The 13957-nt window shown below is 69.3% G+C and carries 11 protein-coding genes, 1 tRNA gene and 1 pseudogene; 1 reads left to right on the top strand and 12 read right to left on the bottom strand.

The features are described from left to right. Positions 1-42: 42 nt before the first annotated feature. A complete protein-coding gene (locus WJM96_RS11555) occupies positions 43-381 on the top strand; it encodes a hypothetical protein (RefSeq protein ID WP_424812636.1) in 339 nt (112 codons plus the stop codon). On the opposite strand, the gene WJM96_RS11550 is transcribed toward WJM96_RS11555, so the two are convergent. From WJM96_RS11550 to WJM96_RS11495, 12 genes and pseudogenes are all read right to left on the bottom strand, one after another. Further along, positions 378-758: a hypothetical protein gene (locus WJM96_RS11550; protein ID WP_424812635.1), complete on the bottom strand. Its 381-nt coding sequence runs from the start codon at positions 756-758 to the stop codon at positions 378-380. The two genes, WJM96_RS11555 and WJM96_RS11550, sit on opposite strands and share 4 nt — an antisense overlap. A gap of 14 nt (positions 759-772) precedes the next feature. Beyond that, a tRNA-Sec gene (locus tag WJM96_RS11545) sits at positions 773-868 on the bottom strand. An 87-nt stretch (positions 869-955) separates the two neighbouring features. Further along, a pseudogene (gene selB, locus WJM96_RS11540) lies at positions 956-2776 on the bottom strand (selenocysteine-specific translation elongation factor); the annotation flags it as partial. Next, positions 2773-3543, bottom strand: a complete 771-nt coding sequence (locus WJM96_RS11535; protein ID WP_424812634.1) for a tetratricopeptide repeat protein — start codon at positions 3541-3543, stop codon at positions 2773-2775. The gene WJM96_RS11535 and the pseudogene selB, both read right to left, overlap by 4 nt. Next, positions 3530-4900 (bottom strand): L-seryl-tRNA(Sec) selenium transferase, encoded by a 1371-nt coding sequence (gene selA / locus WJM96_RS11530; protein WP_424812633.1) that lies wholly within the window; start codon positions 4898-4900, stop codon positions 3530-3532. The genes WJM96_RS11535 and selA overlap by 14 nt, the downstream gene beginning before the upstream one ends. 5 nt (positions 4901-4905) lie before the next feature. Beyond that, positions 4906-5826, bottom strand: coding sequence for a formate dehydrogenase accessory protein FdhE (gene fdhE, locus WJM96_RS11525; protein WP_424812632.1), 921 nt, complete (start codon positions 5824-5826; stop codon positions 4906-4908). Between the two features lie 51 nt (positions 5827-5877). Continuing rightward, on the bottom strand, positions 5878-6570 hold the full coding sequence (locus WJM96_RS11520) for a formate dehydrogenase subunit gamma (RefSeq protein WP_424812631.1): 693 nt from the start codon (positions 6568-6570) through the stop codon (positions 5878-5880). Next, positions 6567-7577 (bottom strand): formate dehydrogenase subunit beta, encoded by a 1011-nt coding sequence (gene fdxH / locus WJM96_RS11515; protein ID WP_424812630.1) that lies wholly within the window; start codon positions 7575-7577, stop codon positions 6567-6569. The genes WJM96_RS11520 and fdxH overlap by 4 nt, the downstream gene beginning before the upstream one ends. Further along, positions 7574-10663 (bottom strand): formate dehydrogenase-N subunit alpha, encoded by a 3090-nt coding sequence (fdnG, locus tag WJM96_RS11510; RefSeq protein ID WP_424812629.1) that lies wholly within the window; start codon positions 10661-10663, stop codon positions 7574-7576. The genes fdxH and fdnG overlap by 4 nt, the downstream gene beginning before the upstream one ends. A gap of 82 nt (positions 10664-10745) precedes the next feature. Next, entirely contained in the window at positions 10746-11957 is a 1212-nt protein-coding gene (locus tag WJM96_RS11505; RefSeq protein WP_424812628.1) for a molybdopterin molybdotransferase MoeA, read from the bottom strand. 2 nt (positions 11958-11959) lie between these two features. After that, on the bottom strand, positions 11960-12775 hold the full coding sequence (fdhD, locus tag WJM96_RS11500; RefSeq protein WP_424812627.1) for a formate dehydrogenase accessory sulfurtransferase FdhD: 816 nt from the start codon (positions 12773-12775) through the stop codon (positions 11960-11962). Positions 12776-12777: 2 nt separating this feature from the next. Continuing rightward, positions 12778-13950, bottom strand: coding sequence for a M20 aminoacylase family protein (locus WJM96_RS11495; RefSeq protein WP_424812626.1), 1173 nt, complete (start codon positions 13948-13950; stop codon positions 12778-12780). Between the last annotated feature and the right edge of the window lie 7 nt (positions 13951-13957).

Raw genomic sequence — 13957 nt, 5'->3', positions numbered from 1 at the left:
TGGAGGCTGCCTGGGTGGTTTCTCCCGGAAAGGAGATGCCGCATGCGACTTCCTCTCACGCTGATCGCGGCGATGGCGCTGGCCACGCCGTCCTTCGCCCAGCAGACGGGCAGTGGGACTGAGCCCACCGGCTCGAGCCAGACCAGAGCCCAGGGCTGCAACCCTTCGGGCCGTGCCGAGGCCGCCACGCCGCCTCAGGCGGGGCGCGCCGATGGAACGGCGCCGGGGCAGGCCACTACCGGGTGGACGGGCGGGATGGGCGGTTCCCACACCGGGACGAACACGCAGGGCGCCGTGCAGACGTCGCCTACGTGGCACGCGCCGACGGCGCGTGGGCTGGATCCCATCGCCAATCCCGCCCCGCCGGAGGCCGCCTGCTAATGGGTCTGCTCGTCATCCAGCCGCAGGCGTAGGCCTTCCGCGTTGAAGAACTCGCCCTCGCGGATCAGGGTGCGGTCCTCGTGGAGCTTTCTCGTGAGGGCGTTGAGCCGCGCGCGCGCCTCGGCATCCGGCACGAGGCCTTCGCGGCCGGCGCGGTAGAAGACCACCGCCGACCAGTCCACCCCCGCGCCCGCGAAGAGGCGCGCCATTTCCGGCCAGCGCGTCTCGTCGCCCACCACGTGCAGCCATGCGGCGCGCAGAGGCTCGACCGTCGTCTCCGTGATGCCCAGCAGCACGAAGAGCATGGTGAAATCGCCGGCCTCGCCATGCGTGGCGGCGAGCCATTCGTCGAAGTCGGTCTCGATGGGGGGCGTCATGCGCCTTCACCTTCTGGCGGAAGAGAATGGGAGTCGAACCCACCCGGGACAGTCTCGCTGCCCCACCCGGATTTGAAGTCCGGACGCCCCACCGGGGACGACTCTCCTCCAAACAGATCGACGCGATGCGGATTGATGCGCCGCAAGTCGCCCTTGCGCAATGTCAGCCCGTGACGGTCGAAAAAGTCCAGGATCTGGATGGCGACCTTGCGGCCATTATCCATGCGGTCGCGGAACAAGGCGGCGGTGAACCAGCCATCCTCGCTGGCGGACGCGACGTCGCGGGCGATCGCGGCCATCTCGGCCGTCGTTTCGCGTGGGAAGAAGTGGTCATGCGCGATCTGGTCCAGGCGGCCGAGCCGCGCGCAGGCCTTGAGCATACGGCGCATCCGGGCCTCCTCGACGCCCAGTTCATTCGCGAGGTCGCGGGTGCGGGGAGGGCGGAAGCGCAGTTCGCCGCCGAGCTTGGGTAGGACCTGCGCGTAGAGGGCCTCGTCCTCGGGATCGAGGCGCACCTCGTGGCCAGGCAGGCGCAGGAAAGCGCCTTCGAGCACGATGTTGCCGGCGCGCGCCTCGCGCTCCAGCGCTGCCTTGAAGAAGGGGGCGGGCAGGCGCGGCTGGGCCAGCAGTCGCAGGCGCTCGCGGCCGATGCCCTGCTGGTCGGGATTCTCCTCGTGATGCTGGGCGAGGTTGGCGCGCAGGCTCTCCCGGAAGGCATCCCAGCCGGCGGGCGAGAGCGCGAGGCGGCGGCCTTCGGCCTCCAGCAGCACGGCGTGCACCGCCAGCGCGTCGGCCTCGGCGGCACCGAGGGCGTGGTCGCGGGCGAAGGCATCCAGCTCGACCTGCCGCGGGGGCATGTCCAGCAGATCCGCGAAGGCGCGCGCGGGGTCGCGATTCGACAGCGCGCCCAGCTGCGCCAGCCGTTCGGTCGTCCGGCGCTTGCGGGCGGGCGCGCGCAGGTCGAGGAAGCGGCCGCCGCCGATGGTCCGCTGCGCCGAGACGTCGCGCAGGATGAAGCGGCCGCCCGCCGCGGCGGCGATGGCCTTGTCGAGCACGAGCTGCGCGAAGCCCAACTCGCCCGGCTTGATAGGCTCGCCGAGCGGGACGATCCGCGCGCCCACTTCCGTGCTCGCATGGTGCAGCCGGGCGGGGAACCACGTTCCGAGCGGCGCGGCCTCGCTGTGCAGCACCCGGAGCTCGGCATCGATGCGCTCGGCCGGCGCGTGCAGGGCCGGGGCGAGCACCAGGTCCCCGCGCCCCACGCTGTCCTTGCCGATCTCGCGACCCACGAGGTTGAGCGCGCAGCGCTGGCCCGCGAGCGCCCGTTCCGACGGGCGGTTCTGGGCATGGATGGAGCGGATGCGTGCCGGCAGGCCAGAGGGGCTGACCATCACCTGATCGCCCACCGAAGCCGCGCCGGACAGCACGGTGCCCGTCACCACCGTGCCCGCGCCCTGCAATGTGAAGCAGCGGTCCACGGCGAGGCGGAAGGCGCCGCCGTCGCCGGCTTCGCGCGTGGCGGCCTCGGCCTCGGCCAGCGCGGATTTCAGCGCCTCGATGCCGGCGCCGGTCTGCGCCGAGACGGGCAGGATGGGCGCGCCTTCCAGCGAGGTGCCTGCCAGCAATTCACGGATATCGCTGGCGAGCGCCTCCAGCCGGGCCTCGCCGGCGAGGTCGGATTTGGTGATGGCCACGAGCCCGCGCGCGATACCGAGCAGATCCAGGATCGCCAGATGCTCGCGCGTCTGGGGCATCACCCCGTCATCCGCCGCGACCACGAGCAGCGCGAAGTCGATGCCGCTCGCGCCCGCCAGCATGGTGTGGACGAAGCGCTCGTGTCCCGGCACGTCCACGAAGCCGGTCACCCGCTCGCCGGACAGCGGCAGGTAGGCGAAGCCGAGCTCGATGGTGATACCGCGCGCCTTCTCCTCCTTGAGGCGGTCGGTGTCGATGCCGGTCAGCGCGCGCACCAGCGCGGTCTTGCCGTGGTCGATATGACCGGCGGTGCCGACGATCATGGCAGCGGTCCCGCCGCGCGCCGCTCGGCCTCGGCGATGCCCGCGGCGTCCAGCGCGCCGCGCGTGGCGCCCAGGAAGGGGCGCGCGAGCTTGCTGCCGCCGCGCTGCGCGCGCAGGAGCCAGACGAGGGCTTCCACAGGCTCGGCGGCGACGCCCTGGCCCATGTGCAGCGCCGCGCCCAGCATGGCCTGGCCATCCGCATCGCCCGCCTCGGCGCCCTGCCGCCACCAGCGGGCCGCCTCGGCTGGATCGCGCGGCACGCCCATCGCGTGATGGTGCAGCATGCCGAGACGCGTCATGGAGGAAGCGATGCCCGCCTCCGCCGCCGCCAGCGCCCAGCGCCGGGCCTCGGCGGGGTCGGCGGCGATGACGTCGCCTTCCAGCAGCATCCAGCTGAACATGTCCTGCGCCAGCGCGTCGCCTTGCTCCGCGGCGGCACGGTAGAGCTCCGCGGCGCGGGAGGGATCGGGCTCAAGCCCCTTGCCGCCGCGCAGATACAGGCTCGCGAGATTGCGCTGGCCGGGCGCATAGCCCGCTCCGGCTGCCAGGGAGAGCCAGCGCAGTGCCAGCGCGCCGTCGGCGGTGACGCCCAGGCCCTCGGCGAAGCAGCTGCCGATATTGGACTGCGCGCGGGCATCGCCGGCACGGGCCAGGGGCTCCCACAAGGCCAGGGCCGTCGCGTGGTCCCCGGCCTTGAAGGCTGCCATGGCGTCTTCCATCGGGTCCGGCGCGGGTGCCGCGCGGCGGAAGCGGTCAAGCCAGCCCATCAGGCCCGGCCAGATTGGCGAGGAAGCCGGTTTCGTCGGTGAGGCAGCGCAGGTCGAGCATCAGGGCGCCGTCCTGAACCCGGCCGATGACGGGGCGGGGCAGGGCCCGCAACCGTGACACCAGCGCTTCGAGATCCCGCCCGCGCGGTGTCGCGAGGCGCAGCGCGAAGCTCGGCAGGGTGTCGAGCGGCAGGGCGCCGGAACCGATCTGGCTGAGGCAAGGGACGACCTCAGCGGTGACGCCCTCCGGCAGCAGCGGCGCGATGGCGGGCACCAGACGGTGCGCCATGGCCTCTATCTCCGCCGCCGGGCGCGCCAGGAGGCCGATGGTGGGCAAGCGCGCGGCCAGGCGGTCCGGATCGCGGTACAGCCGCAGCGTGGCCTCCAGCGCCGCGAGGCGCAGCTTGTCCACGCGCAGCGCCCGCTTCATCGGGTTGCGGTTGATGGCGGCGATGAGGTCCCGCCGCCCGACGATGAAGCCTGCCTGCGGTCCGCCCAGGAGCTTGTCGCCCGAGAAGGTGACGAGGTCCGCACCCTCGGCCACTGCCTCGCGTACCGTGGGCTCCCGTGCCAGGCCATAGGCGGCGAGGTCCACCAGCGTGCCGGAACCGAGGTCGTTGAGCAGCGGCACGCCCGCCGCATGCGCGATGCCCGCGAGTTCCGCGCCGCCGACCTCCTTGGTGAAGCCCTGGATTCGGTAGTTCGAGGTGTGGACCTTCAGCACCAGCCCTGTCTCCGAGCCCAGAGCGGCCTTGTAGTCCTTCGGGTGCGTCCGGTTGGTGGTGCCGACCTCGACCAGCGTGACGCCAGCGCGGGCCATGATGTCGGGCATGCGGAAGGCGCCGCCGATCTCGATCAGCTCCCCGCGCGAAACCACCGCCTCCCGCCCCGCGCCTAGCGTGTTGAGCGCGATGAGCACAGCGGCCGCGTTGTTGTTGACGAGGGTCGCATCCTCCGCGCCGGTGAGCTCGCGGAGAAGGGCGCGCAGATGATCGTCGCGCTCGCCGCGCTTGCCGGTCTCGAGATCGAATTCCAGCGCCACGGCCTCGCGCATCGCAGCGGTGGCGGCCTCGATCGCGGCTTCGGCGAGGACAGCGCGGCCCAGATTGGTGTGCAGCACCGTGCCGGTGAGGTTGAACAGCGGTCTCAAGTTGGAGAGAGCCGAGGTCTCCAGCCGTGCGGCGGCGCGGGCCGCCACATCCTCGGCCGTTGGCAGCGTCGCCGGCGCGGCCGCGCGAACTTCCGCGAGCTCGGCGCGGATGGCGTCGGTCGTGGCAACGCGGCCGTGCCGCTCCACCAGCGCGGCCGCATGCGCCAGCACCCGGTCCACGGCTGGGAGGCCACGCAGATCGGCCATGACGCTCAGTACCCGATCAGGAAGGGATCGAAGCCGGCGCGCCGGTAGTCCGTCTCCTGCATCATCAGGTCGAGCCCGAGGCTCGCGACGTCGTCCGCGACGGGTTCAAGCGCCGGGTTGCGGTCCTGGTAGAGGATCTTGATCCAGCTGCGGCAGGTGTCGCAGGTCTCGGCCTTCACCGTCGCGTTGTCGTCCTCGCCGGCGTGCTTGTAGCCGACGCCCTTGGTGGTCCCGCAGGCCAGGCAGGTGATGCGGACCTCGTTCCACAGCGTGCCGCAGAAGGCGCAGGCGGCATAGCGCGAGCCCTCGGCCCCCTGGCGCCCCGTCACCAGGGAGGAGACGGGCGGGCCGCCGCAGACGGGGCAGACGCCCGTCTGCAGGCGCACCAGCGCGCCGGCTTCGAGCTGCGAGGCCAGCCGCGCCGCGTGAACCTGCGTGGCGGCGGATAGAAGGAGGTGCGGCGGCAGCGCGTCGAAGGGAATGGCGTCGGAGACGACATTGCCGAGCATGCTCTCGAGGTCGCCGCGCGGCGCGAGACGGAGAAGGTCCATGGCCCCGGCGGCCGGGCCGGGCAGCGGCACGGGCTCGAGGGCCGAGAGGAAGGCGGTCACCGTCTCGTGCAGCGCGCCGGATTTGGGCAGCGCGGCGCGGTCCAGTGGCGGCATCTCGCCCGCCCGGGCCCGCTCGACCTGCTCGGGCGGGATTGGGGGCGTGGGCGGCAGGCTTCGCGCCAGCGCGGCCTGCGTCCGGCTGATCTCGGCGAGGAAGCGCAGATAGGGCGCCATGTCGCTGGCCGCGGCCAGCACCTCGAACCGGTCCGCCCTCTGCCGGAACATCTCCGGCGGGTCGGGCAGATAGACGAGGGGGGCGCGGATCAACCGCCCGATCATGGACGGGTCGGGTTGGATATCGGGTCGGTCGGACATATTGCCTCGCCGGGCCGGACCGGCCACGAGCCTGAGTGTGGAAGACCCGGCCTACTCGGCCGGGCCCATCTTACGACGGTCGGCGAGCTGGCGCAGCCATTTGCGATGATGGCGCCACGCCCAGCCGCCCGTCACGGTACCGCGCGTCATGGCCCGCAGCGTCCCGCGCGTCCAGATCGCCGCGTAGACGTGCAGGATGAAGATGCAGATGATCAGGACCGCCGCGATCGAATGCACCAGCACCGCGATGCGGCGGACCGGGATTGTCGTCAGGGTGGAGAAATACTGCTCCCAGATGATGATGCCGCTGGCGATCAGCACCAGGATCAGGCCCGTCATGCCCCAGAAGATGAACTTCTGGCCGGCATTGTACTTGCCGAGTTCGGGAAGCCGTTCCTCGTGGCCGCCGACCACGTCCTTGATCTTCTTGACCCAGATCCAGTCCGTCCGCTCCGGCAGGTTGGCCTTCCAGAGCTGGAAGAAGAAGATGAAGAAGCTGAAGAACAGCACCACGCCGATCCAGGGATGGATCGAGCGCGTCGCCTGGCCGCCGCCAAAGAGGCCGGTCAGGAAGAACAGTTCCGGCGTGAACAGCGCGAGGCCCGAGAGCAGCAGCAGGATCAGGCTCGTCGCCGTGATCCAGTGGTTGAGCCGCTGCCAGGGGCCGTAGCGGTTGACCGTGACCGGATGGCCCGGATGGACCGCATCGCCCGGCTGGGCATTGCCCTGGATCTGCTCGCTCATGCCCGCTCCTCGGGAGAGGGCGGCGGGGCGGCGGCTGGATTTTCGACCAGCTTCTCCGCGTTCTCCTCATCCTCGCGGCTCACGCGGTTCGCGCGGCCGAACAGGCCATGCATCACGCTGCCCACGGCGGCCATGCCCATGACAGCCAGGCCCACATACTTCGTCATGCCCTTCCACGTCTCGACGAGGGGCGAGATGCGGGGATTGTCGGGCAGGTTGGAGTAGAGGCTTGGCCGGTCCGCATGATGCAGCACGTACATCACATGCGTGCCGCCCACGCCCGGCGGGTCGTAGAGGCCCGCATTGGCGAAGCCGCGGGACTTGAGGTCCGTGATGCGCTCCGCCGCGTGGCGCTTCATGTCCTCCTTCGTGCCGAAGACGATGGCCTGGGTCGGGCAGGCCTTGGCGCAGGCCGGGCCCTGGCCCACCGCCACGCGGTCCGAGCAGAGGGTGCACTTGTAGGCGCGGTGATCGGCGCGGGAGATGCGCGGGATGTTAAACGGGCAACCCTTCACGCAATAGCCGCAGCCGATGCAGTTCTCGTGGATGAAGTCCACGATGCCGTTCGTGTACTGCACGATCGCGCCCGGCGCCGGGCAGGCCTTCAGGCAGCCCGGGTCGAAGCAATGCATGCAGCCATCCTTGCGGATGAGCCATTCGAGGTTGTCGGTCTCCGGATTCACCCATTCCGTGAACCGCATGAGGGTGAACATGTCCTCGGTAAGGTCATGGGGGTTCTCGTAGGAGCCCACATTCTCGCCGACGGGCGGGTTCGTGTCGTTCCACTCGATGCAGGCCGATTGGCAGGCCTTGCAGCCGATGCACTTCGACACGTCGATGAGCTTCGCCACCGGCTCCAGCTGCCGCGCGGGCGCGGGCAGGCTGGAGGTGGCGGAACGCCGCATCAGATCCTGCTCGCCGAAATTCGCGGCGAGCGCCTGGGTCGGCGGGTTGCTCACGGCCGTGCGCGGAGGCGCGGCCATGTTGCTGGTGAGGCCACCACTCATGACACAACTCCCGGCGGCGTCGTGGGCTCGATATTCACCAGGAATGCCTTGAAGCCCGGCGTCTCGATATTGGCGTCGCCGACGAAGGGCGAGAGCGTGTTCGCGCTATGGCCCTTCTTCGCCGCACCCATGAAGCCCCAGTGGATGGGAATGCCCACCACATGGACCACGCGCCCGCCATCGCAGTTGAGGGGACGGATGCGGCGGGTAACGACGGCCTTCGCCTTCACCGAGCCGCGTTTCGACCAGACGCGAACCCATCCACCATTGGTGATGTTCCGCATGGCCGCGAGCTCATGCGAGATCTCCACGAAGAACTCGGGCTGCAGCGCGGCATTCACCCGGTTGTGCTTCGTCCAGTAGTGGAAGTGCTCCGTCAGGCGGTAGGTCGTGGCCGCGTAGGGGAACTCGTCCGAATTGCCGAAGCGTGCGACGTCGCTCTGGAAGATGCGCGCGACGGGATTGCCGCGCATCCTCGGGTTGAGGACGTTGGGCACCGGCGTCTCGAACGGCTCCATATGCGCGGGGAAGGGACCGTCGCGCATCATGCCGCGGGCGAAGAGCCGGGCCGAGCCTTCCTGGTTCATGATGAAGGGCATGACCTGATCAGGACGCGCGGTAGGCGCGATGTCGGGCACGTCGTAGCCCGTCCATTGCGTCCCATTCCACTCCAGCAGCTTGCGCGCGGGATCCCAAGGCTTGCCCTGCAAGTCCGCCGAGGCACGGTTGTAGAGCGTGCGCCGGTTGAGCGGCCAGGCGAAGGTCCAGTTGGGATAGGCGCCGGTCCCGTCGCGATCCTCGGTGCTGCGGCGGGCCATGTTGTTGCCCGCCTCGTTGAAGCAGCCCGAATAGATCCAGACGCCGCACATGGTGGAGCCGTCGTCCCGCAACTGCGAGAAGTTCACCACCTGCTTGCCCGCCTGCAGGATCACCTTCGATGGGTCGGCCGGGTCGGTGAGGTCCACGAGCGCGCGCCCGTTGATCTCCCTAGCCAGCTCCTCCGCCTCGGGCTCGTTCGGGTCGTGGTAGTCCCAGGAGAGGTTCAGGATCGGGTCAGGGAAGGCACCGCCGTCGCGCCGGTACATCTCCCGCATGCGCAGGAAGATCTGCGCCATGATCCAGGTGTCCTTCTTGGCCTCGCCGGGCGGGGTCGCCGCCGGCCAGAACCATTGCAGCCACCTCCCCGAATTGGTGAGCGAGCCCTCATCCTCCGCGAAGCAGACGGTGGGAAGCTGGATCACCTCGGTCTGGATATTGGCGGGGTTCACGTCGTTGAACTCGCCATGGTTCTCCCAGAACCGCGCGGTCTCCGTCTCCAGCGGGTCCATCGTGATCAGGAACTTCAGCTTGGACAGCGCCGCCGTGCACTTGCCCCGGTCAGGGAAGGCCATGAGCGGATTGAAGCCCTGGCAGATGTAGCCGTTGATCCGGCCCTGGTTCATCAGCTCGAACATGCGCAGGATGTCGTAGGACGGCACGTCGAGCTTCGGGATGTAGTCGTAGCACCAGTTGTTCTCGCGCGTGGCGGCATCGCCCCACATCGCCTTCGCGAAGCTCACGAAGAACTTCGAGTAGTTCTGCCAGTAGCTCGTCTGGCCCGGCCGCATCGGCTTGAACTGGCGCGACTGCATATACGTCGCGTAGTCCCGCTCCTGCTCGGTCGGCATGTTCAGATAGCCGGTGAGCAGGTGCGACATCAGGCCGATATCGGTGAGGCCCTGGATGTTGGAGTGCCCGCGAAGCGCGTTCATCCCGCCGCCGCGCACGCCGATATTGCCCAGGATGAGCTGGAGCATCGCCATGGTGCGGATGTTCTGCGAACCGTGCGAATGCTGCGTCCAGCCGAGCGCGTACATCGACGTCATGGTCTTCGTCGGCGACGAGCACTCGGAGATCATCTGGGCGACGCGCAGGAACTTGTCCTTCGGCGTGCCGCAGATGCGCTCAACCATCTCGGGCGTGTAGATCGAGACGTGCTGCTTCAGCAGGTTCCAGACGCAGCGCGGGTGCTGCAGCGTCTCGTCCACGCGCGCGAAGCCATCCTCCCCGAACTCGTAGTCCCAGGTCGAGCGGTCGTAGTCGCGCTTCTCCTCGTCATAGCCGGTGAACAGGCCGTCGGCGTAGCCGAAGCCTTCCTTCACGATGAAGGAGGCATTGGTGAAGGCCTTCGTGTATTCCCACTGAATCCGGTCGTTCTGGATGCAGTAGTTGATCACGCCCAGCAGGAAGGCGATGTCCGAGCCCTGCCGGATCGGCGCGTAGAAATCCGCGACCGAGGCCGTGCGCGTGAAGCGCGGGTCCACCACGATGAGCTTCGCGCCGCGGTGCGCCTTTGCCTCCGTGACCCACTTGAAGCCACAGGGATGCGCTTCCGCCGCGTTGCCGCCCATGACGACGACGAGGTCGGTATTCTTGATATCGGTCCAGGAGTTGGTCATCGCTCCACGGCCAAATGTCGGGCCCAAACTGGACACCGTGGGGCCGTGTCAGACGCGCGCCTGGTTATCGAATCCGACTATGCCGAGCGTCTTGGCGACCTTGAAGGTCGTCCAGGCCGTCTCGTTGGTGGTGGCCGATGCCGCGAGCATGCCGGTGGTGGTCCACCGGTTGACGGGCGTGCCGGCCTGGTTGCGGGCGATGAAGTTCGCGTCGCGATCTTCCTTCATCAGTCGCGCGATCCGGTCCAGCGCCTCATCCCAGCTCACCCGCTCGAAGCGGTTGGAGCCGGGGCGGCGGATCATCGGATAGCGAAGGCGGGTCTCCGCCTTCACGAAATCCTTGAGCGCCGCACCCTTGGGGCAGAGCGTGCCGAGGTTCGTGGGGTGGTCCGCATCGCCCTCGACATGCAACAGCTCCGCGCGCTCGCCCTTACGGACGTCTCCGCGCGAATACATGATGATGCCGCAAGCGACGGAACAGTAGGTGCAGGTGTTGCGCGTCTCGGTGGTGTTGGTGAGCTTGAACCCACGGACATGCGCGGCAACGGCCGCCTCCGCTTCGCTGAAGCCCATCGCCGCCATCGATGTGGTGGCAACCCCCGCGCCGGCGACCTTCAGCAGGCCGCGCCGCGAGACTTGTACGTTCACTTTCGTCCTCCCATCCCTAGGAGAGCAGGTGTCAAGGACACACCCGCGGATTAAACGAAGTCAAGAAAGAAAACCGTCGGGTTCATTCCTCTACCGGCAAGATTCCAACGAGTTTTCCGCGTTGCAGTTGCGAAGTTCCGGGGCCGAAGATACCGATCGCATCCGCTTGCGAGAGGGGCAGCAGACGCGCGGAGCTTCCTCGGCCGAGGCGCTCCACGATGGGCAGTCCCATCTCATCCGTCGCGACAATGCGCAAGGGCACGAACTCCACTCTTTCGCCCGGCTTCACGGCCTCCTCGAAACCCAGCCGGGCAGGGCTCGCGCGAAGGGCGCGCGGCGGCGTGCCGGCGAGCACGTCCAGCATGCGGCAGCCGACCAGCCATTGAATGATGAAGGCCGCCAGGGGGTTGCCCGGCAACGCCAGCACGGCCGAGCGGCCGATCCGCCCGAACTTGACGGGCTTCCCGGGTTTGATGGGCAGGCGCACCACCTCGACCTCGCCGCCCGCATCGGCGATGGCGCGCAGCATGTGGTCCTCCTCGCCCGCCGAGACGCCGCCCGAGCTGACCACCAGATCGGCCGTTTCCGCCGCCAGGGCCAGGGAGCGCGACAGGGCCGCGGGTTCGTCGGCCAGGATGCCGAGGTCGAGCAGCTCGACGTCCGGTGCCTCCAGCATGGCTCGCAGCATGGGGCGGTTGGAGTCGTGGATCTGTGCGGGGCCGAGGCTGCTCCCCGCGCCGCGCAGCTCTGCGCCGGTCGAGGCGAGCGCGACGCGCAGCTTTCGCCGAACAGGCAGCTCCAGATGACCGGCGGCTGCGGCGAGGCCGATATGGCGCGGCCGCAGGCGCTGACCGCCCGGGAGCAGGGCGCCGCCGGCCGCCACATCCTCGCCCGCGCGCCGGATGTTGAGGCCGGCGGGCAAGCCGGGGGGGGCCTCGAGCCATCCGGCGCCGGCGGTGGCGCGCTCCTGCTGGATGACGGCTCGGGCTCCGGCGGGAACGGGGGCGCCGGTGAAGATGCGCGCCGCTTCGCCGGACCCCAGCGGTTGCGGCGCGGCGTCCCCCGCCGCGAGCCTTCCCGCCAGTCGGTAGTGCGTGTCGTCGCCGGCGCCGAGGGCATAGCCGTCCATCGCCGCCTGGTCGAAGGGCGGCACCGCGTGCATCGCCGCGATGGGCTGCACCAGCACCCGCCCGGCGGCTTTTTCGAGCGGCCATGTTTCCGTGCCCTCGACCGCGGCGAGGTTGGCCAGGATGCGCGCGATCGGCTCGCGCAGGAGCGACAGCGGGTCTTCCATGCTCAGCGGGCGAGGGCCGGCTGCGGCGGCTCGACGAAGACCATGTGCCCATCCGGCCGCGCGATGGCGACCAGAGTCATGCCGTGCCGCTGTGCGCGTTCGATGGCGAGCGAGGTGGGCGCGGAGATCGCCACGAGTGTGTCGGCGCCGAAGACGGCGGCTTTCTCCACCATCTCGAAGGAGAGGCGGCTGGTGATGAGGATGAAGCCCGATGCAGGGTCGACGCCTTGGCGCAGCAGCGCGCCGATGAGCTTGTCCAGCGCATTGTGCCGGCCGACATCCTCGCGAACCCACAGGATCTCGCCGTCACGCGACGCCCAGGCGGCGGCGTGGGTGGCGCGCGTCGCGGCATTGAGCGGCTGGGCGGCGGCAAGCCCGCCCAGCGCGCGGTTGATGGCCTCCGCCGTCAGGGGGGCGGCGGGCTGCAGGCGGCGCTCGGCGAGGGGGATCTCGCCCAGTTCCTCTATGCCGCAGACGCCGCAGCCGGTGCGGCCAGCGGTGTTGCGGAGGCGCCGCGCGGCGAGCAGCGCCCGCAGCCGTCCCGGCTCCAGCTCCACCACCACGCGCAAGCCACCCTCTGCCTCCTCGGTGGCGATGGCACGGATTTCGTCACGCGACTGGATGACGCCTTCAGTCAAGCTGAACCCGAGGGCGAAATCCTCGAGATCGTCCGGTGTCATCATCATCACGGCATAGGGCTGGAAGCCGTAGACGATGTTCACCGGCACCTCGGCGGCGACGAGGCGCGCGATTGCCTCGGCAGCACCGTCCGCCGAGATGCGGCGGGCCGGAACCTGGTTCGCGGCCTCACGCGCCACGGTCAGCCGCGCGCGAGTTCCTGCTCGACCAGCGTCGCGAAGAAGCTCGCGCCGATGGGCAGCAGGTCGTCGTTGAAGTCGTATTTGGTGTTGTGCACCGGCACTCCGCCCTTGTCGGCGCCGGCCTGTCCGAGCTTGAGGAAGCAGCCCGGCCGCTCGATCAGCATGTAGGAGAAATCCTCCGCGCCCATGGCGGGCAGGCGCTTGCGGATGACGCGGTCGGTGCCCATGACCTTGGCGGCGGCGAGCGCCGCGCGTTCCGTCTCGGCCTCGTGGTTCACGGTCGGCGGGTAGCCGCGCTTGTACTCCACCACCACCTCGGCGTCGTTGGCGAGGCCGATATTGGTGGCGATCTGCGTGATCAGCCGTTCCATCTCGTCGCGCGTCTCGGCGCGCAGGGTGCGGATGGTTCCATTGATCGTCGCGGTGTCGGGGATGACATTGCTGGCCGTGCCCGAATGGAACTGGCAGAGGCTGATCACCGCCGAATCCAGCGGGTCGACGCGTCGCGCCACGATGCCCTGCATCGCCACCACGATCTGCGCGCCGGTCACGATCGGGTCCAGTGACATGTGCGGCCGCGCGGCGTGCCCGCCACGGCCCTTCACGGTGATGGTGACGCGGTCCGAGGCCGCGAGGATCGGGCCCGCCACGACGGAGGTCTCGCCGAGCTTCAGGCCGGGATCGTTATGTACGCCATAGACACTGTCGCAGGGGAAGCGCTGGAACAGGCCTTCCTCGATCATCACCCGCGCGCCGCCGCCGCCTTCCTCCGCCGGCTGGAACAGGAAATGCACCGTGCCGTCGAAGTTCTTCGTCTCGGCGAGGTATTTCGCCGCCCCGAGCAGCATGGTGGTGTGCCCGTCATGACCGCAGGCGTGCATCTTGCCCGGGAATTTCGAGGCGTGCGGCAGGCCGGTCTCCTCCGGCATGGGCAGCGCGTCCATATCGGCGCGCAGGCCAATGGTTCGCGTGGAGCTGCCGTTGCGCAGCACGCCCACCACGCCGGTTCCCGCGATGCCGCGATGAACCTCTATACCCCAGTCCTCCAGCTTCTTCGCCACCAGCTCGGCGGTGCGATGCTCTTCGAAGAGCAGCTCGGGATGGGCGTGGATGTCCCGCCGCCACTCGGTCATCTCTTCGGCGAAGGCGGCGATGCTGTTGTTCACGGGCATGGCAAAG

This window comes from Roseococcus sp. YIM B11640, from assembly GCF_049727625.1.
GTDB lineage: Bacteria > Pseudomonadota > Alphaproteobacteria > Acetobacterales > Acetobacteraceae > Roseococcus.
This window is presented reverse-complemented; position numbering and strand designations above follow the sequence as displayed.

Coding starts and splice junctions, on each gene's coding strand:
- WJM96_RS11555 (WP_424812636.1), top strand. CDS start 43: ATGCGACTTCCTCTCACGCTGATCGCGGCGATGGCGCTGGCCACGCCG.
- WJM96_RS11550 (WP_424812635.1), bottom strand. CDS start 758: ATGACGCCCCCCATCGAGACCGACTTCGACGAATGGCTCGCCGCCACG.
- WJM96_RS11535 (WP_424812634.1), bottom strand. CDS start 3,543: ATGGGCTGGCTTGACCGCTTCCGCCGCGCGGCACCCGCGCCGGACCCG.
- selA (WP_424812633.1), bottom strand. CDS start 4,900: ATGGCCGATCTGCGTGGCCTCCCAGCCGTGGACCGGGTGCTGGCGCAT.
- fdhE (WP_424812632.1), bottom strand. CDS start 5,826: ATGTCCGACCGACCCGATATCCAACCCGACCCGTCCATGATCGGGCGG.
- WJM96_RS11520 (WP_424812631.1), bottom strand. CDS start 6,570: ATGAGCGAGCAGATCCAGGGCAATGCCCAGCCGGGCGATGCGGTCCAT.
- fdxH (WP_424812630.1), bottom strand. CDS start 7,577: ATGAGTGGTGGCCTCACCAGCAACATGGCCGCGCCTCCGCGCACGGCC.
- WJM96_RS11505 (WP_424812628.1), bottom strand. CDS start 11,957: ATGGAAGACCCGCTGTCGCTCCTGCGCGAGCCGATCGCGCGCATCCTG.
- WJM96_RS11495 (WP_424812626.1), bottom strand. CDS start 13,950: ATGCCCGTGAACAACAGCATCGCCGCCTTCGCCGAAGAGATGACCGAG.